This window comes from Brucella rhizosphaerae, assembly GCF_002252475.1.
In the GTDB taxonomy this organism is placed as follows: Bacteria; Pseudomonadota; Alphaproteobacteria; order Rhizobiales; family Rhizobiaceae; genus Brucella; species Brucella rhizosphaerae.
In genome coordinates this window covers 106171-127320 of sequence record NZ_NNRK01000012.1, presented here as the reverse complement: position 1 = coordinate 127320, position 21150 = coordinate 106171, and the positions used below count along the sequence as shown (strand labels likewise).

Below are 21150 nucleotides of genomic sequence, written 5' to 3'. Positions count from 1 at the left end.
TTCAATTGATTAGAGGATTTCGTCGCGCAGCGCGTACCAGCGGTACATTCCCCATTGCCCTATCCGTCGAAACGGCGTCAGCAGACCATGGCTTGGCAGAGGAGAGGTAAAAATCGGAAGCTGTAGATTGCTCCCTTTGCCCGCGACCAGCTGAGCCATTCGACGGCCAGCCTGAGCTGAATACATGACGCCGTTGCCACCATAACCCATGGCGTAAAACAGCTTCTGCGAAGGGTCCGGCTGGAAGATTCGAGGCATCATATCGTGGCTGACATCCACCCAGCCCCACCAGGAGTAGTCGACCTTGATACCGCGAAGGGTCGGAAACTTGCGATAGAGGCCATTCAACAGCAAATCGAGATGCTTCGGATTGGTTGCGTCGCGCCCTGTGATGGCGCTGCGACTGCCGATCTGCACCCGGTTATCCGGAAGCATCCGAAAGTAATGGCGTAGCGTGCGCGTGTCCGTAAGGGGAATGCGTGTCTTGAAGTTGAGCAGTTCCCGTTCGCTGTCCGTCAAGGGGCGGGTGACAATTGAGTTTGACAGTATCGGCATCAACCGATGGCGGGTCAGCGCATTCATTCCTGGCGATGTATAACCGGCAGTTGCAATACAAACAGCGCGTGCACGAACCGTGCCGCCGGGGGTTGTAAGATAGTGCATCCCCCCTTTGGTCGTGCAATCGAGCACTGGACTGGAAGTATGTACTTTAGCCCCGAGCCGTCGTGCGAGGCGAAGATATCCGAAAGCCAGCTTCGCGGCATGGATGCCCATACCGTCTGGCTCATACAATGCGCCGCGTGCTTCTTCGTCCCGAACAAAATCGCTGTGGATTTCGTTACGCGACACCATGCGAGCCCGATAGCCGAACGTCTTGTTCAGCAGGTGGACTTCACTTTCAAGCGACGGCAGCATCTTGTCACGATGAGCAATGTAAAGATGACCGCCATCCTGCGGCTCACAATCAATCTCCGGCTCCCGGATCAATGCCCGGAAGAGATCGAAGCCTTCGGCAACCTCTGCATGCATCTTGCGCGCAACATCGACACCCCAGCGGGCAATCCATTGCGAGCGCTTCAGACGTCCGGCGGAAATCTGCGCCTGACCACCATTGCGAGTGCTACAGCCCCAGGCGACGCCGTTTGCCTCCAGAACCGTGGCCTTGATACCGTGCTCTCGCGCCAGATGTATGGCGCAGGAAAGACCAGTATAACCCGAGCCAATGATAACAACATCGACATCCAGATCGTGTGTGACTGGACCATCGTCCTCTGGTGCCGGCCCTGCGGTGCCGATCCAGTAGGTAGGCGCATAGTCTTTACCAATGCCAGGGCTGGGCGAGTGGTTAGGATCGTAGGCCGGATCGAAGGGCTGTCGCTCGGCCTTTATGAAAGTGGCGTGCTGTTGCATGGCTTTGTTCCGGTATTATTGACGAGGCTGTAGAACCGGGCGGTTCTTGCGAAAGGCCTGCTTTCGTACGATCTTGCCGCCCTGGAATGTGAATAGGTCGCAGCCCTCCGCCTCAATACGGCTGCCGTCAGCTGTAGTGCCTGAGAATGTCCATTCTGAAACGCCGCGATCCCCATCAGTGAAGTGACTGTGATTGCCCCATTCAGCATCCGGCATCGCCTTCCAGACACCACTGAACGCATCTGAAATCGCTTGAAGTCCCGTGAAACGAGTACCGTAGATTTCCGGCCCCCCGACGGCATTGAAGATGCAATCCTCGGCGAAAAAATGCATGACCCCGTCAATGTCGTGCCGATTGAATGCATCAAACAAGGCTTTGAGATCGTTTGCGGTAAGTGTCATCGTTCTGTCCTTTGGCATGTCAGAAGGCATGGCTCCGCCGGGGACGGTAAAAACCATCCTGCAAAGGCCACCATGGCCGAGATCGAAAGAAGTGGGGGGCTTAGATACGCCCCTTCCAGGGGATCAGCACCTTTTCGAGGTAGCGGATCAAAAGGTCGAAGGCGAAAGCGAAGATGCCGATAATGAAGATACCCATGATCACGGTATCGCTTTCGAGATTTTCAGCCGCATTAAGAACCATGAAGCCAAGACCGCGGTTCGCTGCAACCATTTCGGCCGCGACCAGAGTGGTCCAGCCAACACCGATACCGATGCGCATGCCGGTGAAAATTTCCGGCAGAGCCGCTTTCATGATCACCTGACTGATGACCTGCCAACGGGTGGCACCCATCGCGTAAGCCGCATGTATCTGCTCTATCGAGACCGAGCGCACACCGGCTCTTGCAGCAATTGCCATGGGGGCGAAGATCGCCAGAAAGATCAGGAATACCTTGGGAAACTCTCCAATGCCGAGCCAGATGATGACAAGTGGCAGATATGCAAGCGGCGGCAATGGGCGGTAAAACTCGATTATCGGATCAAACAGACCACGGACGACCCGATTGACGCCCATCAGAACACCGATCGGCACTGCCAGGACAAGCGCTAAAGCAAAGGCGCCAAACACGCGGCCTATACTCGCCAGCGTATGCTGCCAAAGCGTCGAGTTCGAGACCCCTTCTGTCATCGCCAGAATGAACTTTTCCCATACAGCAACGGGCGAAGGCAGGAAGAGCGGCTTGATCCAGCCAGTTTCGGTAACGAGGAACCAGAGCGCGATAAGGAAGCTGGCGGTCGCAAGACTGATCAAGCCACTGGCACCATCACCGGGCGCGCCGAAAATCTTACCTGCCTTTACGGGCTTTGTGGTTGGGGAGCGCGTTACACGGTCAAGCATGCGCCACCTCCCGTTCAGCGGACGCTCGCTCGTCACCATAAATGATGCCCAAAACCTCTTCTCGCATACGGATAAAATCTGGGCTGGACTTGATAGCGCGGGCGTTGCCTTCCTCCAGAAACCGACGATTGAAGTCGAGTTCATATGTGTGCGTAATACGGCCCGGGCGCGGTGACATGACGATCAGTCGAGAGCCAAGGAAAAGCGCTTCCTCCACACTGTGGGTGATAAAGAAGAACATCTTATTGGTGAGCTGCCAAACTTTGAGCAACAGCTCCTGAATAGTTTCGCGCGTCAGCGCGTCGAGCGCTGCCATCGGCTCATCCATCAATAGCATAGCGGGGTCGCAGGTAAGCGCCCTTGCGATACCAACGCGCTGCTGCATTCCACCCGAAAGATGATAGATCATATGGCGATGGAAATCCTCCAATCCTACGAGAGCGAGGTTTTTGGTGGCCACTTCCCGACGCGTGGCCTTATCGACACCGCGCAGCTTCAGGCCGAATTCCGTATTCTCCATAACATTGAGCCAGGGCAGAAGCGCATGCTTCTGAAACACGACCCCGCGTTCAGCCCCCGGTCCATTGACACGATGGTTGCCGAGCGAAATGTCCCCTTCGGAAGGCGCCATGAAGCCCGCCATGAGATTGAGAAGCGTTGTCTTTCCGCAACCCGATGCTCCAAGCGCCACGACAAAGTCGCCGCTGTTAATCGTAAGATCGACCCCCTTGAGGGCTATAATCGCCTGATCCGTGTAAAGCCCCGGATAGGTCAGACTGATATTCCTGACACTAAGTGTTTCCATACGACATGCCTCCCTGCACCGCTGTCACGGGCAGTATAGAGTTTCACGCAATTCCTAACGCAAGCATTCATACATGCTCACTTGAATTGCTCTAGGCGGATGAAGATGACACCGGCCGATCTGGCGGCCGGTGCGAGATTAGCGGAAGCGCTATTTAGCGGCCGCTTTAGCAAAATCAGCATTCACAAAGGGCGTATAATCGTCGAGCGCTTTGCTTATCTGCTTCTGTTCTGCAAGGAACTTTGCACTTTCATTCAGCGCACGCACTGCTCCGCCACCAAGCCAGGTGTCGGACGCCTGTTCATCAGCATTGGGGAAGGAAAGCAGACCCAGTGCCTCAACAGTACTCGCTCCATCACCGCCAATGAGTTTTACAATGCTCTGCACAGGTGCAGAGTCCGCGGTCCAAGCCGCTTTGTTGGCATTGTAATCGGCATAAGACTGGGCGAGCACTTTAGTGAAGGCCTCCATGAACTTGGTATTCTGCTCGGCCCATTTCTTATCAACCACGAGACCATCGAAGGTAGGTACGCTCGCCGCGCCAATGATTTCGGAGTCGGAGATTGTTTTACCCGTCTTCTGGATCACTGAAAGCGCTGGTGGCCAGACATAGGCCGCGTCGATATCGCCGCGCTGCCAGGCGGCAACAATCTGTGGTGGCTTCAAGTTCAGAATTTCGACTTCTTTCGGATCGACCTTCCACACCTGATTCAAACCCACAAGAAGATGGAAATGCGAAGTGGAAACAAATGGCACTGCCACTTTTTTCCCTTTGAGATCAGCTGGTGACTCAATACCTGACCCATCGCGGGCAACCAGTGCTTCAGATTTCCCGATATTGTCCAGAACCCAGAAAAGCTGCAATTCGACACCGCGCGTTGCCGCCGATGCTGTGCCGGTAGAACCGATCACACCGATCGGAACATCGCCGGATGCAAGTGCTGTTGTAATGTCGCCAGCAGAACTGAACTGACGCCAATCTATGGCGTAGCCCGCTTCTTTAGCTGCTGCGTCGAAGCGACCGTCGGCAATTGCGGCAACGAATGGGCCTACAATCTGTTGATAGCCGACAACCAATCGAGTTTCAGCATATGCTGCACTCGATGCTAAAACGCCCGCGACGATACTCGCCGTGGCCGCCAGACTCCTGATGGTCCTGTAAAGCATATTCACCTCCATTTGATGTTCCCCGCCGGCTTTGCCGGTCTTGTGCCTATAGAGATAAGCTGTGTATCCCCACTTGCGTTATATCCAGTTTGGAAGTTGAATAGATCCAGATGGATGCATGTCCAGCAAAAGCGCGAAATGGTTTTGCGCCGGGTAATGCGTAAGACAAACAGATAGAGCGGTTCCAACGATTCAATCTTAACCGGAACAGCTCCAAGGATGGCCCGTGCAAACCCATGTCTCTGAAACGATCTTCTTCATTGACCACGAAAGTGGTTTGGGTCTTCAGGCCCAGCTGCGGGAAACAGTTGTCTCGGCTGTACTCGCGGGCCGCATTCAACCCGGTGCCCAACTACCCTCCACACGTCGTCTTGCTGTCTATCTGAACATTTCCCGCATAACGGTCACACTTGCCTATCAGGAACTGGTTTCTCAAGGATATATGGAAGCGGTTGACCGCAGCTCTTATCGCATCGCAAGCAACCCACCAGGCCGAGCACTTGCAACAGATCAAGCACCCTCTGGAACTTCGGAAGTAGACTGGTCCCGAAAGATTGCACTGGATTTCAGCGTCGTACGTCAGGTGGAAAAACCGCTGGACTGGAGACGCTATCCATATCCGTTTCTTTATGGCCAGATGGATCCGACACTCTTCGATCTTAACGCCTGGCGCGATTGCAATCGGCGCGCGTTGGCGCGCGAGGACTTTATTTCGATGGCAAGCGATTTCGCGGCCGCCGACGATGTGCAGCTTGTCAACTATATCTGCTCACGCACCCTGCCCCGACGCGGTATCCATGCCAACCCGGATGAGATCCTCGTGACCGTCGGTGCACAGAATGCACTTTGGATTGTCACGCGGCTGATCCTTGGAAACGGCACCACTGCAGTCTGCGAAAATCCATGTCATCCCGACATCAGTGCGTCACTTTTATTAAGCGGTGCAAACGTTACGACCATTGATGTCGATGTCGAGGGCCTGCCGCCCGATAGTCTGCCAACTGGAACAGACGCTGTTTTCGTTACACCCAGTCATCATTCGCCGACAGGCGCAACAATGCCGATCGACCGCCGTATGAAGCTACTTCACGCTGCTACCGAAAAGGATTTCGTTATCGTTGAAGACGACTACGAATTCGAGATCAGCTTTCTTGCACCACCTTCCCCGGCACTCAAATCCTTCGATACGGCAGGCCGGGTGCTCTATATAGGCAGTTTCTCTAAATCACTGTTTCCCGGCTTGCGTCTTGGCTACCTCGTTGCACCTGCACCCTTCATTCGTCAGGCGCGAGCGCTCCGCTCGCTGATGCTGCGTCATCCTCCGGGTCATCTCCAACGTACTGCTGCCTACTTCCTTGCCCTTGGCCATTACGACGCCGTGCTGCATCGTATGCGCACCGAGTATCACAAACGGCATGTGTTAATGGCCGAGAACCTGAAGAAGCAAGGCCTTGTCGTGGCAGGATCGTCATCATTCGGCGGAACTTCGTTCTGGATGGAAGGACCCGATGGACTGGACGCGGATCGTCTGGTGCGAGAGTTGCGGCAAGAAGGGGTGCTCATCGAATCCGGCTCGCCCTTCTTCCCGCGGAATGAAGCGCCGTGTCGCTTCTTTCGCATGGGTTATTCTTCCATACCAAGCAGCAATATTTCTGTAGGGGTTGCTCGTGTTAAAGCTGCGATTGATGCTCACCGAGGCACCAGATGACAATGAACTGCTTCGATAACTTCAATGCGCTGAGGTTGCGCTTCCTTTAATTGAAAGGGCACTATCCGATCCGGTTGAACACGGATGACCAGCAGGCAGGACAGCAGACTGTGCGCAACCATGAGCAACGACACGGCAATAAGTTCTTACATGCTTTCGCGCCGAAGCCCTACGGCAAATGGAATATTGCTGCAGCGACCCAAGGCGCACATTCTCAAAAACTTGAGGTCAAAAAAATACCGTCATGAGTCTCTTTCTCATGACGGTATTTTCCGAAACAGCGAAGATCAGTATCGGCAAGAATCGTCAGCCGTGACCGTAACCACGATTTATGCCCACCGATTGATTTCGATCATTCCCACTCGATCGTGCCCGGAGGCTTCGAGGTCACATCATAAACCACGCGGTTGATGCCGCGCACTTCATTAATGATGCGAGTAGCAGCATTGCCAAGGAAGTTCATGTCGTAATGATAGAAGTCAGCCGTCATACCATCGACCGAAGTCACTGCACGCAGCGCACAAACGAATTCGTAGGTACGACCATCGCCCATAACGCCAACGGTCTGAACCGGAAGCAGAACGGCAAAAGCCTGCCAGATAGCGTCGTAAAGACCAGCCTTACGGATCTCATCGAGATAGACCGCATCGGCTTCACGCAGGATTTCAAGCTTTTCACGCGTGATACCGCCCGGGCAGCGGATCGCAAGACCCGGACCAGGGAACGGATGACGCCCAATAAAGCTGTCAGGAAGACCAAGCTCCTTGCCCAGCACACGCACTTCATCCTTGAAGAGCTCACGCAGCGGCTCGACCAGCTGCATGTTCATGCGCTCTGGCAACCCACCGACATTGTGGTGCGACTTGATCGTGACCGAAGGACCGCCCGTAAACGAAACGCTTTCGATAACATCCGGATACAAAGTGCCCTGTGCAAGGAAGTCTGCACCACCAAGTTTAGCGGCTTCTTCTTCGAACACTTCGATGAACAAACGGCCAATGGTCTTACGCTTCTTTTCCGGATCACTTTCGCCTTCGAGAGCGCCAATGAAACGGTCCTGCGCGTTCACGAGGATCAGCGGCAGATTATAATGTTCCTTGAACATGGCCACCACATCGGCAGCCTCGTTCTTGCGCATCAAACCATGGTCAACGAGAATACAGGTAAGCTGATCGCCAACTGCTTCATGGATCAGAAGCGCTGCAACGGAAGAGTCAACGCCACCCGAGAGCGCGCAGATGACTTTGCCCTTACCAACCTGCTTGCGAATGGCATCGACAGCCTGTTCGCGATAGGCAGACATGGTCCAGTCAGGCTTGATACCGACGATATTATGAACGAAATTCTGAAGCAGCTTTGCGCCATCTGGCGTGTGCACCACTTCCGGGTGGAACTGCACTGCGAAGTACTTGCGCTTTTCATCGGAAATCGCTGCATAAGGTGCATTTGGCGATGTGCCAATAACCTTGAAGCCTTCTGGAAGCGCTGTAACGCGGTCGCCATGGCTCATCCAGACCTGATGACGCGTACCCTTCGCCCATATGCCAGCAAACAGCGCGCTGTCTTCCTGAACTTCAAGGAAGGCGCGACCGAACTCGCGGTCGTGACCGCTTTCGACCTTGCCGCCCAGCTGGGCGCACATGGTCTGCTCGCCATAGCAAATGCCGAGAACAGGGATGCCCGCCTCGAAAATTGCCTGCGGCGCGCGCGGGCTGCCGATGTCCGTTGTCGAGTGTGGACTACCCGACAGGATCACAGCCTTCGGGTTGATGCGCTTATAGGCATCTTCCGCAGACTGGAACGGAACGATTTCGGAATAAACTCCGGCTTCGCGTACGCGGCGTGCAATCAGCTGCGTGACTTGGCTGCCAAAGTCGACGATAAGGATAGTGTCAGGATGTGCCGTGGTGCTCATGCGGAGCATCTAGATAAAAAGCAGCCAAAATGCAATGGACGAAGTGCCACGTTTCAACAATGAAACAGAGAAACTTGGCCTATACTGACATATCATTGTCAGGAAGTGTCAGTGCGCCATCAAAAATAGCTGCTTCCAGCTCTTCGGCCGCAGTTGCGAGCTTCTCGTCGATCACGTGAAGATACTCGGTCCAGTCGCCCACATGCTGCAATTCACGCACCCCATCGGAAATGCCACGCAGACCAATCAGGGCGATGCCATATGCCTGACACGCACGCAAACACGCGAATGTCTCCATATCCACCATGTCGGTTTCAATTGATTGATAGGCCGTGCCGGAAACGATATTCGCACCCGTTGAAAGGGTCGCTCTCGGAAGACCCGGCACGAGACAAGGCAAGTCGACAGTCTTCGGCAAGTCCAGAAATGGCGTGCGGCCTTTTTCAAAACCCAGCGGTGAAGCATCCATATCGCGATAAGCGACTGATGAAACCTGATAGATGTCAGTTTGTGGAAGTGACGCTGATCCGGCAGAACCGAGCGAGACGATCAGGTCGGGCAACTCGCCCTGCTGTTCAAAGACGGTGAGAACCCGCGTCAGATTGATTGCAGCCTCGACCGGACCAACGCCAATCATTAGCGGCAAAAAAAGCGAACTCAGATACGGACCATATTCCGCTTCTGTCGCCATGACATAAAGAAGACGTTTTCCTGCAATGGTTTTGATCATCCCTGTAGCCCCTTACGATCCTGAACAACCATCATTGTGCCTGTCATGGTCGCAATAAGACGCACTTCCGTGTCCGTCACAGCGAAAGCTTGTCCATCACTGACCATAATCGTCCGTCCGGGCTTGGTAACTTCACCACGGAACAGAAAACGGTCACCTCTACCGGGGGCTAGCAGATTGACCTTGAACTCAATTGTAAGCACTGCAGCATCAGTCGGCATAAGACTGAGGGCTGCATACCCGCAGGCAGAGTCCAATGCCGCGGAAATTATACCTGCATGAAGAATACCGTGCTGCTGCGTCAACTCATCGCGAAACGGCATCTCAACTTCAACGATGCCTGGCTCACAGCGCGTGAGCTCGGCTCCGATCAACTTCATAGCGGCCTGACGGCCAAAACTCTCCTCGACGCGTTCCTTAAAATCTGGCTCGGCTACTCTGTGCGCTGGCATAAAATTCCCCGAGCTCAGCTGTGCTTTTGTAAAACACTCACATAAAACCCATCTGTACCCGTTGACAATGGGGAAAATACGCTACCGCGAGCCGGATACACTGGTGCAATCATCCCCGCTTCTGGAACAGCCTTATTCCAGAGTTCCGCCGGGGCGACTTCCGAATAATCGCCGTTCTGAGCAAGAAAACGCTCAACCTGCTGCGTGTTCTCTTCATCAAAAAGCGAACAGGTTACATAAACCAATCGACCGCCCGGCTTCACATAATGTTTGGCAGCTTCCAACACTTCCTGCTGGTCCTGCACCCGACGTTCGAGCTGCTGATCATTGAGACGCCATTTTGCGTCCGGCCTGCGCCGCCATGTGCCTGAGCCCGTGCACGGTGCATCGGTCAGCACAAGGTCCATACGCTTGATAAGCGGAGCGAGTGCATCGAGATTGCCATGAATCTGTGTGTTGCGGACGCCCGCTCTCTGCAATCTGTCATGCATTGGCGAAAGACGCGCACGTTCAGCATCATAGGCATGAACCTGTCCGCTATTCTTCATTGCTGCAGCGAGAGCCAGCGTCTTGCCACCTGCACCGGCGCAATAATCCAGCACTTGTTCGCCTGGTTTCGCACCTGCATACAGGGCTGCAAGCTGTGATCCCAGATCCTGCACCTCGAACCAGCCATCAAGAAACGCCTGATCGTTCTGCACATTGGGATGACGGCCAAGTGCTTCAATCGGCGGCATACGCAAAGCCTGATCGAGGAGCGGAGCCTTGGCAACGCCTGCTTTTTCCAGTGCCGCCAAAGTTGCCTGCGGCGTGGCTTTCAGCAGATTGACTCTGAGATCAACTGGTGGACGTGTGGCAAGAGCCGCGGCCTCTTCAACCCAGCGCTCGCCAAACAGCGCTTCAAACGAAGGAACGCACCATTCGGGCACATCGGCTTTTACAAAGGCAGGAGCCGCAGAAAGATCACGACTGGACCAGGCCTCGCGACGCGGTGCCTCCAGAGGCTCGGGGGCAAACTTATCACCTTCAAGCGCAGCATCAATCGCAGCGAAATCCATACCGCCTTCAGAGACCAGCGCGCCATGAGCCAATGCACGTGCATCATCCGCATCCATGCGCCAGGCGATGGATAGTTTACGGCGAAGCGCATCATAAACAATATTGCCGATAATGGCCCGATCGCCCGCACCAGCAAAGCGGTGCGATGCACCCCAGTCCTTAAGCGCATCGGAAGCCGGGCGCTTGCCCGCTTCAATATCGTTCAAAACCTCTATCGCCGCCTGAAGGCGTCCGCCAAGCCGCATTATCGCTCCTTCACATCTTAAGTGTCGGGCATAGCCTTCCTTGGTGGGAAAAGGCAATCGACAATTCAAAACAAAAAGCCGAAGGTTCCCCTCCGGCTTTCGATTGAGCACAAAACTGCAGGTTTACTCAGCCGCAGCGGTTGCTTCTTCTTCCGTAGCAATCGTATTGGCTTCATAGCCATGCGCGTTTTTCAAAGCCGCACGTACACCTGCTTCATAATCAGGATGGATCAGCTTGAAATGGCCCAACTGGCGTTCAACGATAAAGCCCGGAACGCCACCCATTGCTGCCGCAATATTCGAGAACAGGCGCTGCTTCTCACCATCGTCGAACAGATTGAACAGAGCACGCGGCTGCGAGTAATCATCATTCCCAATACGGTGATTATAACGATCAGCCTCGCCAGTAATACGCAGTGGCGGTTCTTTGGTTGATGGCTGCTCTACGGGGCCATTGAATGAATTCGGCTCGTAATACGCGTCCGGATTACCGGTTGCGATGCCGCCGAAAACATTCATCTGACCATCGCGATGGTAGTGATGCACAGGGCATTTTGGCTGGTTGACCGGCAGGGTCTCATAATGTGTACCAAGGCGATGGCGGTGTGCATCGGCATAAGAGAACAACCGTGCCTGTAGCATCTTGTCAGGCGAATAGCTGACGCCGGGTACGATGTTTGATGGCGAGAATGCAGCGTTTTCGATCTCGGTGAAGTAGTTTTCCGCATTGCGATTGAGTTCCATCACGCCAATATCAATTGGCGGATAGTCAGCATGTGGCCACACCTTGGTGAGATCGAACGGGTTATAAGGCGTCTTATCGGCATCCAGTTCCGGCATGATCTGCACCTGAACCTTCCACTTCGGGAACTCGCCCTTGTCGATGGAGGTAAACAGATCTTCCTGCGTGGATTCGCGCGTACGGCCGATCACACGCTCAGCTTCGTCATTGGTCCAGTGCTTGTGGCCTTGCAAGGTCTTGAAGTGGAACTTGACCCAATAACGCTCGCCTGCATCGTTCCAGAACGAATAGGTATGCGATCCATAGCCATTGATGTGGCGCACATCCGTCGGCAAGCCGCGATCCGACATCAGGATCGTTACCTGATGCAGGCTTTCCGGCGAAAGCGACCAGAAGTCCCACATAGCGGTTGCGGAACGCAGATTGGATTTCGGATGACGTTTCTGGGTGTGAATGAAATCCGGGAACTTCAACGGATCACGAACAAAGAAGACGGGTGTGTTGTTGCCAACCAGATCCCAGTTGCCTTCTTCGGTGTAAAATTTCAGAGCAAAGCCGCGCACATCGCGTTCGGCATCGGCAGCGCCCTGCTCTCCGGCAACAGTCGAGAAGCGGGCCAGCATCGGGGTCTTGGCACCCGGCTGCAAAGCCTTGGCCCTGGTGTATTTGGAAATATCGCCAGTAATTGTCAGCGTGCCGAATGCACCCCAACCCTTGGCGTGAACAACACGTTCAGGAATACGCTCACGGTTCTGGTGCGACAGCTTCTCAAGCAGCTGATAGTCCTGCAACAAAACAGGGCCGCGCTCACCAGCGGTCAGGGAATTCTGGTTATCCGGGATTGGCGCACCAGCGCTTGTAGTCATAATCGGACGGTCTGCCATGGGAATTTCCCTCCTAAAATAAATTGGTCGATCCAGCATTCAAGCCTGGCTTCTGGCACAAAACAGCCTCGCTGCATCATGCCCTGGCTGGGTAACGAATGCAGTTTAGACTTGTTCCAATAATAATCTCCAATTGCTTTTTGTGTTATTATTGATAGGATTTTCCTATCATGTTCACGATCAGACAAATGCGCTACTTCGATGCGCTTGCCAGCACGCTTCATTTTCGGAAAGCGGCAGAGCTCGCGCATATTTCACAGCCCGCCCTCTCGGCACAGATTGCAGAAATGGAAGCGGTCGCTGGCGCGCCGCTATTTGAACGCTCGCAACGTAAAGTCATCATTACGGAGCTTGGCCGCGACCTGCTTCCCGGCGTCAGAACCATTCTCAAAGAACTCCATGCGCTGGAGGAAATATCGGCGCAAAGCAAAGGCTTGCTGCAAACCCAGTTGCGCTTAGGGATTATTCCGACAGTCGCGCCTTATGTGGTGCCCCATCTCATTCCATTGCTCAGAGAGCGGCATCCATCATTCCGTCTGCAACTGCGCGAAAGTGTGACGGCCAAGCTTCTCGACGAACTCAATGCCGGCGAAATCGACGCCATCGTTGCAGCGCTTCCGATCGCGGATGATCGTCTCGCGCATGAAAAGCTCTTTGACGACCGATTCCTGATCGCTACCTCAAGCAACGACCAGACCATCCTCTCTTCTCCCATGACACAGGACAATGTTGCGCTGGATCGTTTGCTGCTGTTGGAAGAAGGACACTGCATGCGCGATCAGGCACTGGCTGTTTGTTCGCTGCCATCGCAGCGCCAACTGGTAAAATATGGCGCAACCAGCATGACAACACTGCTGCAAATGGTGAGCCACGGCATGGGACTGACGCTGATCCCGGAAATAGCCGTTCGTGCCGAAGCACGCAGTAATCACATGCGCATCGTTCCCTTTGAAGGGGAACAGCCAAAACGAGAAATCGCACTCTTCTGGCGCAGACAAAGCAAGCGTCACAAAGACTTTCAGGCACTTGCTGAATGCATAGTGGAAAGCGCGAACAATCTTCTCATCAACGACGATGAGTTGCCGTCACTTGTAAACTAAGCCGTCACTTGCAAACTAAAAAGGCGGCCCGAAGGCCGCCTGATTTAAGATAATATTCGATAGATATTACATGCCGCCCGGATAGTTCGGGCTTTCACGGGTGATCGATACGCCATGGGAATGGCTCTCGCGCAGGCCCGCATTCGAGATGCGCACGAAGGTTGCTCTATCGCGGAATTCTTCCAGCGTCTTCGCACCCACATAACCCATGGAGGCGCGCAGGCCACCGGCAAGCTGATGCAGAACGGCTGAGATCGGGCCCTTGTAAGCGACCTGACCTTCGATACCTTCTGGTACCAGCTTCAGTTCGTCGCGCACTTCCGCCTGGAAATAACGATCTGCCGAACCACGGGCCATTGCACCAACGGAGCCCATGCCGCGGTAAGATTTAAACGAACGGCCCTGATGCAAATAGACTTCGCCCGGGCTTTCTTCCGTGCCAGCCAGAAGCGAACCAGCCATTGCAGCAACGGCACCAGCCGCAAGCGCCTTGGCAAAATCGCCGGAGAACTTGATGCCGCCGTCGGCGATTACCGGAATATTGTGCTTTTGAGCTGCTTCAACAGCCGACATGATTGCCGAAAGCTGTGGCACTCCAACGCCTGCAACAATACGCGTGGTGCAGATCGAGCCAGGTCCGATACCAACCTTGACGGCATCCGCACCAGCGTCGATCAATGCCTGTGTGCCACCAGCGGTGGCAACATTGCCTGCCAGAATGGCAACATTTGGATAGGCTTTCTTGATGCGTGCAACGGCATCGAGAACACGCTGCGAATGACCATGTGCCGTATCGACAACCAAAAGGTCGACGCCTGCATCAATGAGGCGCTCAGCGCGTTCGTAGCCATCTTCACCAACGCTTGTGGCAGCAGCAGCACGCAGGCGACCCTGCGCATCCTTGGCTGCATTTGGATTGAGCTGCGACTTTTCAATGTCCTTGACCGTGATGAGGCCAACGCAACGACCCTGGTCATCGACAACCAGCAGCTTTTCGATACGGTGTGCATGCAGCAAGCGCTTGGCTTCATCCTGCTGCACGTTTTCGCGAACCGTGATCAGGTTTTCGCGCGTCATCAGCTCGTAGATTTTCTGCGCCGGATCGGAAGCAAAACGCACATCACGATTGGTCAGAATGCCAACCAGACGGCCCGGACCTTTGCCGGCGTTCTCGACAACAGGAATACCGGAAATGCGATGCGCTTTCATCAGCGCCTGTGCATCGGCAAGCGTCGCATCCGGTCCGATAGTGACGGGATTCACCACCATGCCAGATTCAAACTTCTTGACCTGACGGACTTCTTCAGCCTGACGTTCAGGTGTCAGATTGCGATGAATAACGCCAATGCCGCCCGATTGTGCCATTGCGATAGCAAGGCGCGATTCCGTGACCGTATCCATAGCAGCTGAAAGGAGTGGCAGATTAAGCTCAATGTCTGCCGCAATACGAGTGCGCAGATCAACCTGACCCGGCATCACCTCGGAATGGCCCGGCTGCAAAAGCACATCATCGAAAGTAAGAGCGAGCGCGCCGGTGGAAGATTCCACGATTTTTGCCATTGCCAATTCCTTTACCGGTTTTATCGAATGAGAAAAGCCGCCTCTCCGGAAAGCGTCCGGGAGCAGCGACTAGACTGGGTTTCGTGTTGAATTGGCACCGGCTGGTAACATGGTTATGACTGCTTGGAAAGTCTTTTACAGACAAGTTTCAGTTACTGATAACGATTTTCGTGATAAATCGCCGGCATATTTGCTGTAATTAGCCCAAAGGGGGCAAAATGCGTAAATCATATCAACGCGTTCCACTCATTCGCCGATCACAGGCAATGTGGATGTCTCCACGTTTGTGGAAGCCTCGCCTCGTTTTCTGGTGCGGCGCCATCGCAATCGGGCTTATCAGCGTTGCCTTCGCCGAAGCCGCAGATATTGCGCAGGATTGGTTCAAAACATTGACTAACGGCTCTGCCAGCCCATGGCGGACCTGGTTGCCGCTCATTATCACGCCACTGGGCTTCATGCTGTGCTCATGGATAGCAATCACCTGTTTCCCCGGTTCAGGCGGCAGCGGCATCCCGCAGGCGATTGCCGCCCGTCATCTGACTAACCCGGAAGACCGGACAATACTGCTCTCGCTCAGGATCGCATTTGGTAAGATCATTCTGACAATCGTTGGCCTTTTCTCTGGCGCCTCCATCGGACGCGAAGGGCCCACCGTGCAAATCGGCGCGTCGATCATGCTGTTATCGGCACGCATCGGCAGCATGGAACAGGCGCGCGGACTCATTCTTGCCGGCTCCGCGGCCGGTATCGCCGCAGCCTTCAATACGCCGCTTGCAGGCATCGTTTTCGCCATTGAAGAAATGGGGCGAGCCTATGCGGCACGAACCAATGGTCTGGTTCTCTCCGCGGTTATCCTCGCAGGTCTCGCCTCGCTCGGCCTGGTGGGAAACTATAACTATTTCGGCCTGACAACTGTAACCGTCGCAACCCACATGGACTGGATTCTGGTGATTGGATGCGGCGTTATTGGTGGCGCATTCGGCGCTGCATTCAGCGCGCTCGCACTCAATCTGACAAATCGTGCACGACGACGCGTACAGAAGGCACCGCTTCGGGACACTGTCATTATCGCAGGCATATGCGGTCTGGTAATTGCCATTATCGGCATTGCATCTGGCGGAGCAACCTTTGGCACCGGTTATGATCAGGCGCGCAGCGCAGTGGAAGGTCTGTCACTTCCACCCTTCTACTTCATAGAGAAGTTCGTTGCAGGCCTTCTCTCAATGGTGTCCGGTATTCCCGGAGGGATATTTGCACCTTCCCTGGCTGTCGGCGCCGGACTTGGCAGCACGATAGGCCTGCTGCTCGGCACCAGCGCCAGTCTTGCTGCTGTGTTGGGCATGGCTGGCTATTTTGCAGGCGTCGTGCAAGCGCCCATGACTGCCTTTGTCATCATTCTGGAAATGACAGGTAACCATAACAACGTAATTCCGCTGATGTGCGCGTCGATGCTCGGATATGGCACCGCCCGGCTCATTTCGCACGAGCCGCTCTATCATGCTTTGTCGCGAACATTTGTGGCTGATGTCTTGCGCCAGCGTCGCGCAAGGGAAAAGAATATATCATCTGATCAGAGCGGCTCCAGTTAAGACTAAATCATTGGAACCACTCTGATCATTCTTTCTTACGCATTTACCTCATGCAAAACCGCTGCGCACTTTTGCTGGAAATGCTCTGAATAAACATATTGGGGGAGGACATACCTATGGATCGAAGAACATTCGCAAAATCACTTGCGGGGCTGGGAACAGTACCCTTCATGGTCGGTTCGGCAACAGCAGCACAAAGGGGAGATGAAAGCATGCTGGAATTGATGGGCGGAAGCATTACCGATGTGCCGGGGATCAAACTCGGACATCACACACTGACCAAGCGCCCAACCGGCTGTACGGTTCTGCTTTGCGAAGATGGTGCGACAGCAGGCGTCGATGTGCGCGGCTCGGCACCCGGCACCCGCGAGACCGATCTACTCGATCCAATGAATTACGTGCAACAGGTGCAGGCTATTCTGCTGTCGGGTGGCAGTGCCTACGGTCTGAGCGCTGCTACCGGTGTGATGCGTTATCTGGAAGAGAACAATCTGGGTTTCAAGATCGGCAAGGGTGTCGTTCCGATTGTACCTGCCGCCATTCTGATGGACCTCGGTGTTGGCGACTTTTCAATTCGCCCCGATGAAGAAGCGGGATATCTGGCTTGCAAAGCAGCAAAAGCCGAAGCCTCCGGCGAAGGCAATATTGGTGCAGGCGCTGGCGCAACTGTCGGCAAAATGTTTGGCATGGAATATGCGATGAAAGGTGGCCTTGGCACAGCGAGCTACAAGGTCCCCGGAACTGACGTCGTGGTTGGCGCAATCGTTGCCGTAAACGCTGTAGGTGACGTCTACGCGCCCAATTCGCAACAGATTCTGGCTGGCGCGCGTAACGAAGACGGCAAAGGCTTCCGCAACATCATGGACTCGATCATGCAGGGCCGCAATGTCGTCAAATCCGGCGGGGCCAACACGACCATCGGTGCGATTGCAACCAACGTTCCTTTCAACAAGGCTGAGCTGAAGAAGATTGCTGGCATGGCGCATGATGGCTTTGCCCGATCGATCAACCCTATCCACACAATGTGGGATGGCGATACGATCTTTGCGCTCTCGACAGGTAATGCAGAAGGTGTTGAAGCTGATGTAACGGCCATTGGCGCTATCGCTGCGACTGTGATGGCTCATGCCGTTGCCCGTGCGGTGATGCAGGCCGAAAGTCTGCCGGACCTTAACCTGCCCGCCCATCGCGACTATGTCTAGAGCTTCCGAGCCAAAAGCGGAAACCGGTTTTGGCTCGAAAATGCATAAAAGTGAACAGATAGAGCGGTTCCGACTGTTCAGTATTCACTGGAGCCGCTCTAAGCGGAAAGTTCTCGATAACCACATAAACACGCAACGATTGAAACAGTCCGTAATATACGCGATATGAGAAACGGCTTTTACAGAGCCTGATATTGGAATTAGAGCGCCGTGCACCTTGTCGGGTGCACGAAGGCCGCACTGGCAGTCTAAACAATGCACTAAATTGATTTTCATCAGAAAACAGGTTCGGACACCGCATGACAGACAATTCCCTCAAATTCGGCACAAGCGGTCTCAGAGGACTGGCGACCGAGCTTAACGGATTGCCTGCTTATGCTTATTCGCTGGCATTCGTGCATATGCTAAAATCGAGAGGCAGTCTGAACACAGGCGACAAGGTTTTTGTCGGTCAGGATTTGCGCCCGTCGAGCCCAGATATTGCGGCGCTTGCAATGGGTGCGATTGAGAATGCAGGTTTCAAACCTGTTGATTGCGGCGTCTTGCCTACACCCGCTCTGAGCTATTATGCCATGGCACAAAATGCGCCATGTATCATGGTCACCGGCAGTCATATCCCGGATGATCGCAATGGGCTGAAATTCTATCGCGCCGATGGCGAAATCGATAAGAATGATGAAGCCGCGATAAGCGCGGCTTATGCCGCTCTTCCGGCAGATGTTGCGTCAAGAAAAGCCGCGAACATGCCTGTGAACGATAGCGCAATCAACGCCTATGCCGAGCGCTATATCACGCTTTTCGGTCATGAGAGCCTCGCAGGACTGAAAGTCGGCGTCTACCAGCACTCCTCCGTTGCACGCGATCTGCTCACCAAAATCCTTGGCACACTTGGGGCGGAGACAGTGGCGCTGGGCCGTTCTGATATTTTTGTACCTGTCGATACAGAAGCCTTGCGACCTGAGGATATTCAACTGCTTGCAGACTGGGCAAAGCAGGACAGCTTTGATGCCATCGTCTCGACAGATGGCGATGCGGATCGCCCGCTAATCGCCGACGAACATGGTGACTTCGTGCGTGGCGATCTTGTGGGCGCGATCACTGCTGCGTGGGCGAATGCAGACACAATCGTCACGCCAGTAACCTCAAATGCAGCCCTCGAGGAATGTGGGAGATTTTCCCGTGTTCTGCGCACGCGCGTTGGCTCGCCATATGTAATCGCTGGCATGCAACAGGCTTTGAACGAAAACTCAAAGAACGTCGTTGGATTTGAAGCCAATGGTGGTGTGCTTCTCGGAAGCACTATCGACAAGGAAGGTCGGCAACTATCTGTGCTCCCAACACGTGATGCTCTTCTGCCAATTCTTGCCTGCCTGAGCACGATCAAACAAACGCAAACGCCTCTTTCTGAAATCGCGCGCAGCTATGGCTTTCGTATTGCGCTGAGCGACCGTTTGCAGAATGTGCCGCAAGAAAAAAGTGCCGCATTTCTGTCTGTCATCACGCAGGAAGACGCACGTATTCAGCTTTTCCCGACAACGGACACCGTTATACGGTTTGAAGCAATCGATGGTGTGAAGCTGTTCTTTAAATCAGGTAATGCTGTGCATTATCGTGCGTCAGGCAATGCGCCTGAACTGCGCTGCTATGTGGAAGCCGCCAGCGAAGCGCAAGCCAGTGAACTATTGACAATGGGACTCGAAATCGCCCGTAACGCAACGAAGGATGCCACCAGCAAATGAGCTTTATCCCGGTTATCATCAGCGGCGGTTCTGGTTCCAGACTCTGGCCGCTTTCACGCGACGCCCACCCAAAGCCATTCATCGGGCTGCCTGATGGCGGCACGCTGATCGGAAAGACTTATGCGCGCGCTTCGCGGCTTCAGGATGCCGATCAGATTCTCACGGTCACGAACCGCGATTTCCTGTTTCTGACGCTTGATGCCTATGCCGACGCCAAGACTGATACCTCTGCGCACAAGATCGAAAATACGTTCCTTCTGGAACCGCTTGGCCGCGATACAGCACCTGCAGTAGCATTGGCAGCCATTCAGGCAGCATCAACCTATGGTGCCGATGCGACTTTGCTCATTTTGCCAGCGGATCATTTGATCGAAGATGAAACAGCATTTGCAGCAGCTGTGGTGGAAGCACGCAAACTTGCTGAAGCTGGCCGCATCGTCACTTTCGGAATCGTGCCTGATCATCCAGAGACAGGCTTTGGCTACATCGAAGTCGATGGTACGGACGTTCTGCGCTTTGTTGAAAAGCCCGACGCTGCTACCGCACAGACCTATGTTGAAAGCGGCCGCTATTATTGGAATTCCGGCATGTTCTGCTTCAAGGCTTCGACGATGATCGATGCGATGCAGCGTCATGCACCAGAAGTTCTAACCGGCGCGAGATCGGCGCTAGAACACTCACGTCGGGGTTTAAATGGCGAAACCAGAACGCTGGAAATCGCCAGGGATCAGTTTGCTGCAACGCCTGCCATTTCTATCGACTATGCAGTTATGGAAAAGGCAGACAACATCGCCTGTATCCCTGTTTCCTGTGGCTGGTCCGATATTGGCTCGTGGGCAGCAATGGCCGATCTGATCGAGCCTGATGCTGACGGCAACCGATTGCGCGGCGAAACGGTTCTTGAAGAAACGACCGACAGCTTTGTTCTTTCGGAAACCCGTCTCGTCAGTCTCGTCGGCGTTCACGATCTTCTGGTTGTCGATACGCCGGACGCCCTGCTTGTCGCCCATCGCGATAAGGCACAGGATGTTCGCAAGGTTTTCAACAAATTGCGTGCTCAAGGCCACGAAGCGGCCAAATTACATCGTACCGCTCACCGTCCATGGGGCACTTACACGGTTCTGGAAGAAGGCGATGGCTTCAAGATCAAGCGCATCGAGGTCAAGCCCGGTCGCCGTCTGAGCCTGCAAGCGCATCACCACCGTTCCGAACACTGGATTGTGGTTTCCGGCACGGCAAAGGTCGTCAATGGCGAACGGGAAATCCTGCTCACCAATAATCAATCGACCTATATCCCTTGCGGCTTCAAGCACCGTCTCGAAAACCCCGGCATTCTGCCGCTGGTGCTGATTGAAGTGCAAAGCGGCGAATATCTGGGCGAAGACGACATCGTCCGTTACGATGATATTTATGGGCGCACCTGATTAAAGATGCGGCTACGCGAATTGTGATCTGGATCATCAACAAATGGCGGTTTTTCGCAGCTGCGAATCCGCTATAGTCG

17 protein-coding genes are annotated in these 21150 nt (G+C 54.3%); 6 read left to right on the top strand and 11 right to left on the bottom strand.

Annotated features, from left to right (window positions below):
• Positions 1 to 9: 9 nt before the first annotated feature.
• From CEV32_RS01555 to tauA, 5 genes are all read right to left on the bottom strand, one after another.
• Positions 10 to 1410, bottom strand: a complete 1401-nt coding sequence (locus CEV32_RS01555; protein WP_094573673.1) for an NAD(P)/FAD-dependent oxidoreductase — start codon at positions 1408 to 1410, stop codon at positions 10 to 12.
• Positions 1411 to 1425: 15 nt separating this feature from the next.
• A complete protein-coding gene (locus tag CEV32_RS01550; RefSeq protein ID WP_094573720.1) occupies positions 1426 to 1812 on the bottom strand; it encodes a nuclear transport factor 2 family protein in 387 nt (128 codons plus the stop codon).
• Positions 1813 to 1912: 100 nt separating this feature from the next.
• On the bottom strand, positions 1913 to 2749 hold the full coding sequence (locus CEV32_RS01545; protein ID WP_094573672.1) for an ABC transporter permease subunit: 837 nt from the start codon (positions 2747 to 2749) through the stop codon (positions 1913 to 1915).
• Entirely contained in the window at positions 2742 to 3554 is an 813-nt protein-coding gene (locus CEV32_RS01540; RefSeq protein WP_094573671.1) for a taurine ABC transporter ATP-binding protein, read from the bottom strand. Before CEV32_RS01540 ends, CEV32_RS01545 begins: the two co-directional genes overlap by 8 nt.
• Positions 3555 to 3704: 150 nt before the next feature.
• Positions 3705 to 4721 carry a taurine ABC transporter substrate-binding protein gene (tauA, locus tag CEV32_RS01535; RefSeq protein ID WP_094573719.1) on the bottom strand — a complete coding sequence of 339 codons (1017 nt, stop codon included), beginning with the start codon at positions 4719 to 4721 and terminating at the stop codon, positions 3705 to 3707.
• A 226-nt stretch (positions 4722 to 4947) separates the two neighbouring features.
• On the opposite strand from tauA, the gene pdxR reads away from it, so the two are divergent.
• On the top strand, positions 4948 to 6429 hold the full coding sequence (pdxR, locus tag CEV32_RS01530; RefSeq protein ID WP_094573670.1) for a MocR-like pyridoxine biosynthesis transcription factor PdxR: 1482 nt from the start codon (positions 4948 to 4950) through the stop codon (positions 6427 to 6429).
• Positions 6430 to 6781: 352 nt separating this feature from the next.
• Here the strand turns inward: pdxR and guaA are convergent, their stop codons facing one another.
• The 5 genes from guaA to katA form a co-directional block, all read right to left on the bottom strand.
• Positions 6782 to 8344, bottom strand: coding sequence for a glutamine-hydrolyzing GMP synthase (gene guaA / locus CEV32_RS01525; RefSeq protein WP_094573718.1), 1563 nt, complete (start codon positions 8342 to 8344; stop codon positions 6782 to 6784).
• A 79-nt stretch (positions 8345 to 8423) separates the two neighbouring features.
• Entirely contained in the window at positions 8424 to 9074 is a 651-nt protein-coding gene (locus CEV32_RS01520; protein ID WP_094573669.1) for a 5'-methylthioadenosine/S-adenosylhomocysteine nucleosidase, read from the bottom strand.
• Positions 9071 to 9526 (bottom strand): PaaI family thioesterase, encoded by a 456-nt coding sequence (locus CEV32_RS01515; RefSeq protein WP_094573668.1) that lies wholly within the window; start codon positions 9524 to 9526, stop codon positions 9071 to 9073. The genes CEV32_RS01520 and CEV32_RS01515 overlap by 4 nt, the downstream gene beginning before the upstream one ends.
• 14 nt (positions 9527 to 9540) lie before the next feature.
• Positions 9541 to 10830, bottom strand: coding sequence for an RsmB/NOP family class I SAM-dependent RNA methyltransferase (locus tag CEV32_RS01510; protein WP_094573667.1), 1290 nt, complete (start codon positions 10828 to 10830; stop codon positions 9541 to 9543).
• 123 nt (positions 10831 to 10953) lie between these two features.
• Complete coding sequence (gene katA, locus CEV32_RS01505; RefSeq protein ID WP_094573666.1) at positions 10954 to 12456, bottom strand: catalase KatA; 1503 nt, start codon at positions 12454 to 12456, stop codon at positions 10954 to 10956.
• 170 nt (positions 12457 to 12626) lie between these two features.
• Between katA and CEV32_RS01500 the strand changes: the two genes are divergently transcribed.
• Positions 12627 to 13556, top strand: coding sequence for a hydrogen peroxide-inducible genes activator (locus CEV32_RS01500; protein WP_094573665.1), 930 nt, complete (start codon positions 12627 to 12629; stop codon positions 13554 to 13556).
• 66 nt (positions 13557 to 13622) lie between these two features.
• Here the strand turns inward: CEV32_RS01500 and guaB are convergent, their stop codons facing one another.
• Positions 13623 to 15116, bottom strand: a complete 1494-nt coding sequence (gene guaB, locus CEV32_RS01495) for an IMP dehydrogenase (protein WP_094573664.1) — start codon at positions 15114 to 15116, stop codon at positions 13623 to 13625.
• A gap of 218 nt (positions 15117 to 15334) precedes the next feature.
• Between guaB and CEV32_RS01490 the strand changes: the two genes are divergently transcribed.
• From CEV32_RS01490 to CEV32_RS01475, 4 genes are all read left to right on the top strand, one after another.
• Complete coding sequence (locus CEV32_RS01490; protein WP_094573663.1) at positions 15335 to 16705, top strand: chloride channel protein; 1371 nt, start codon at positions 15335 to 15337, stop codon at positions 16703 to 16705.
• Positions 16706 to 16821: 116 nt separating this feature from the next.
• A complete protein-coding gene (locus tag CEV32_RS01485) occupies positions 16822 to 17907 on the top strand; it encodes a P1 family peptidase (protein WP_094573662.1) in 1086 nt (361 codons plus the stop codon).
• A 299-nt stretch (positions 17908 to 18206) separates the two neighbouring features.
• Positions 18207 to 19646, top strand: a complete 1440-nt coding sequence (locus CEV32_RS01480; RefSeq protein ID WP_094573661.1) for a phosphomannomutase — start codon at positions 18207 to 18209, stop codon at positions 19644 to 19646.
• Positions 19643 to 21070 (top strand): mannose-1-phosphate guanylyltransferase/mannose-6-phosphate isomerase, encoded by a 1428-nt coding sequence (locus CEV32_RS01475; protein ID WP_094573660.1) that lies wholly within the window; start codon positions 19643 to 19645, stop codon positions 21068 to 21070. Before CEV32_RS01480 ends, CEV32_RS01475 begins: the two co-directional genes overlap by 4 nt.
• The last annotated feature ends 80 nt before the right edge of the window (positions 21071 to 21150 follow it).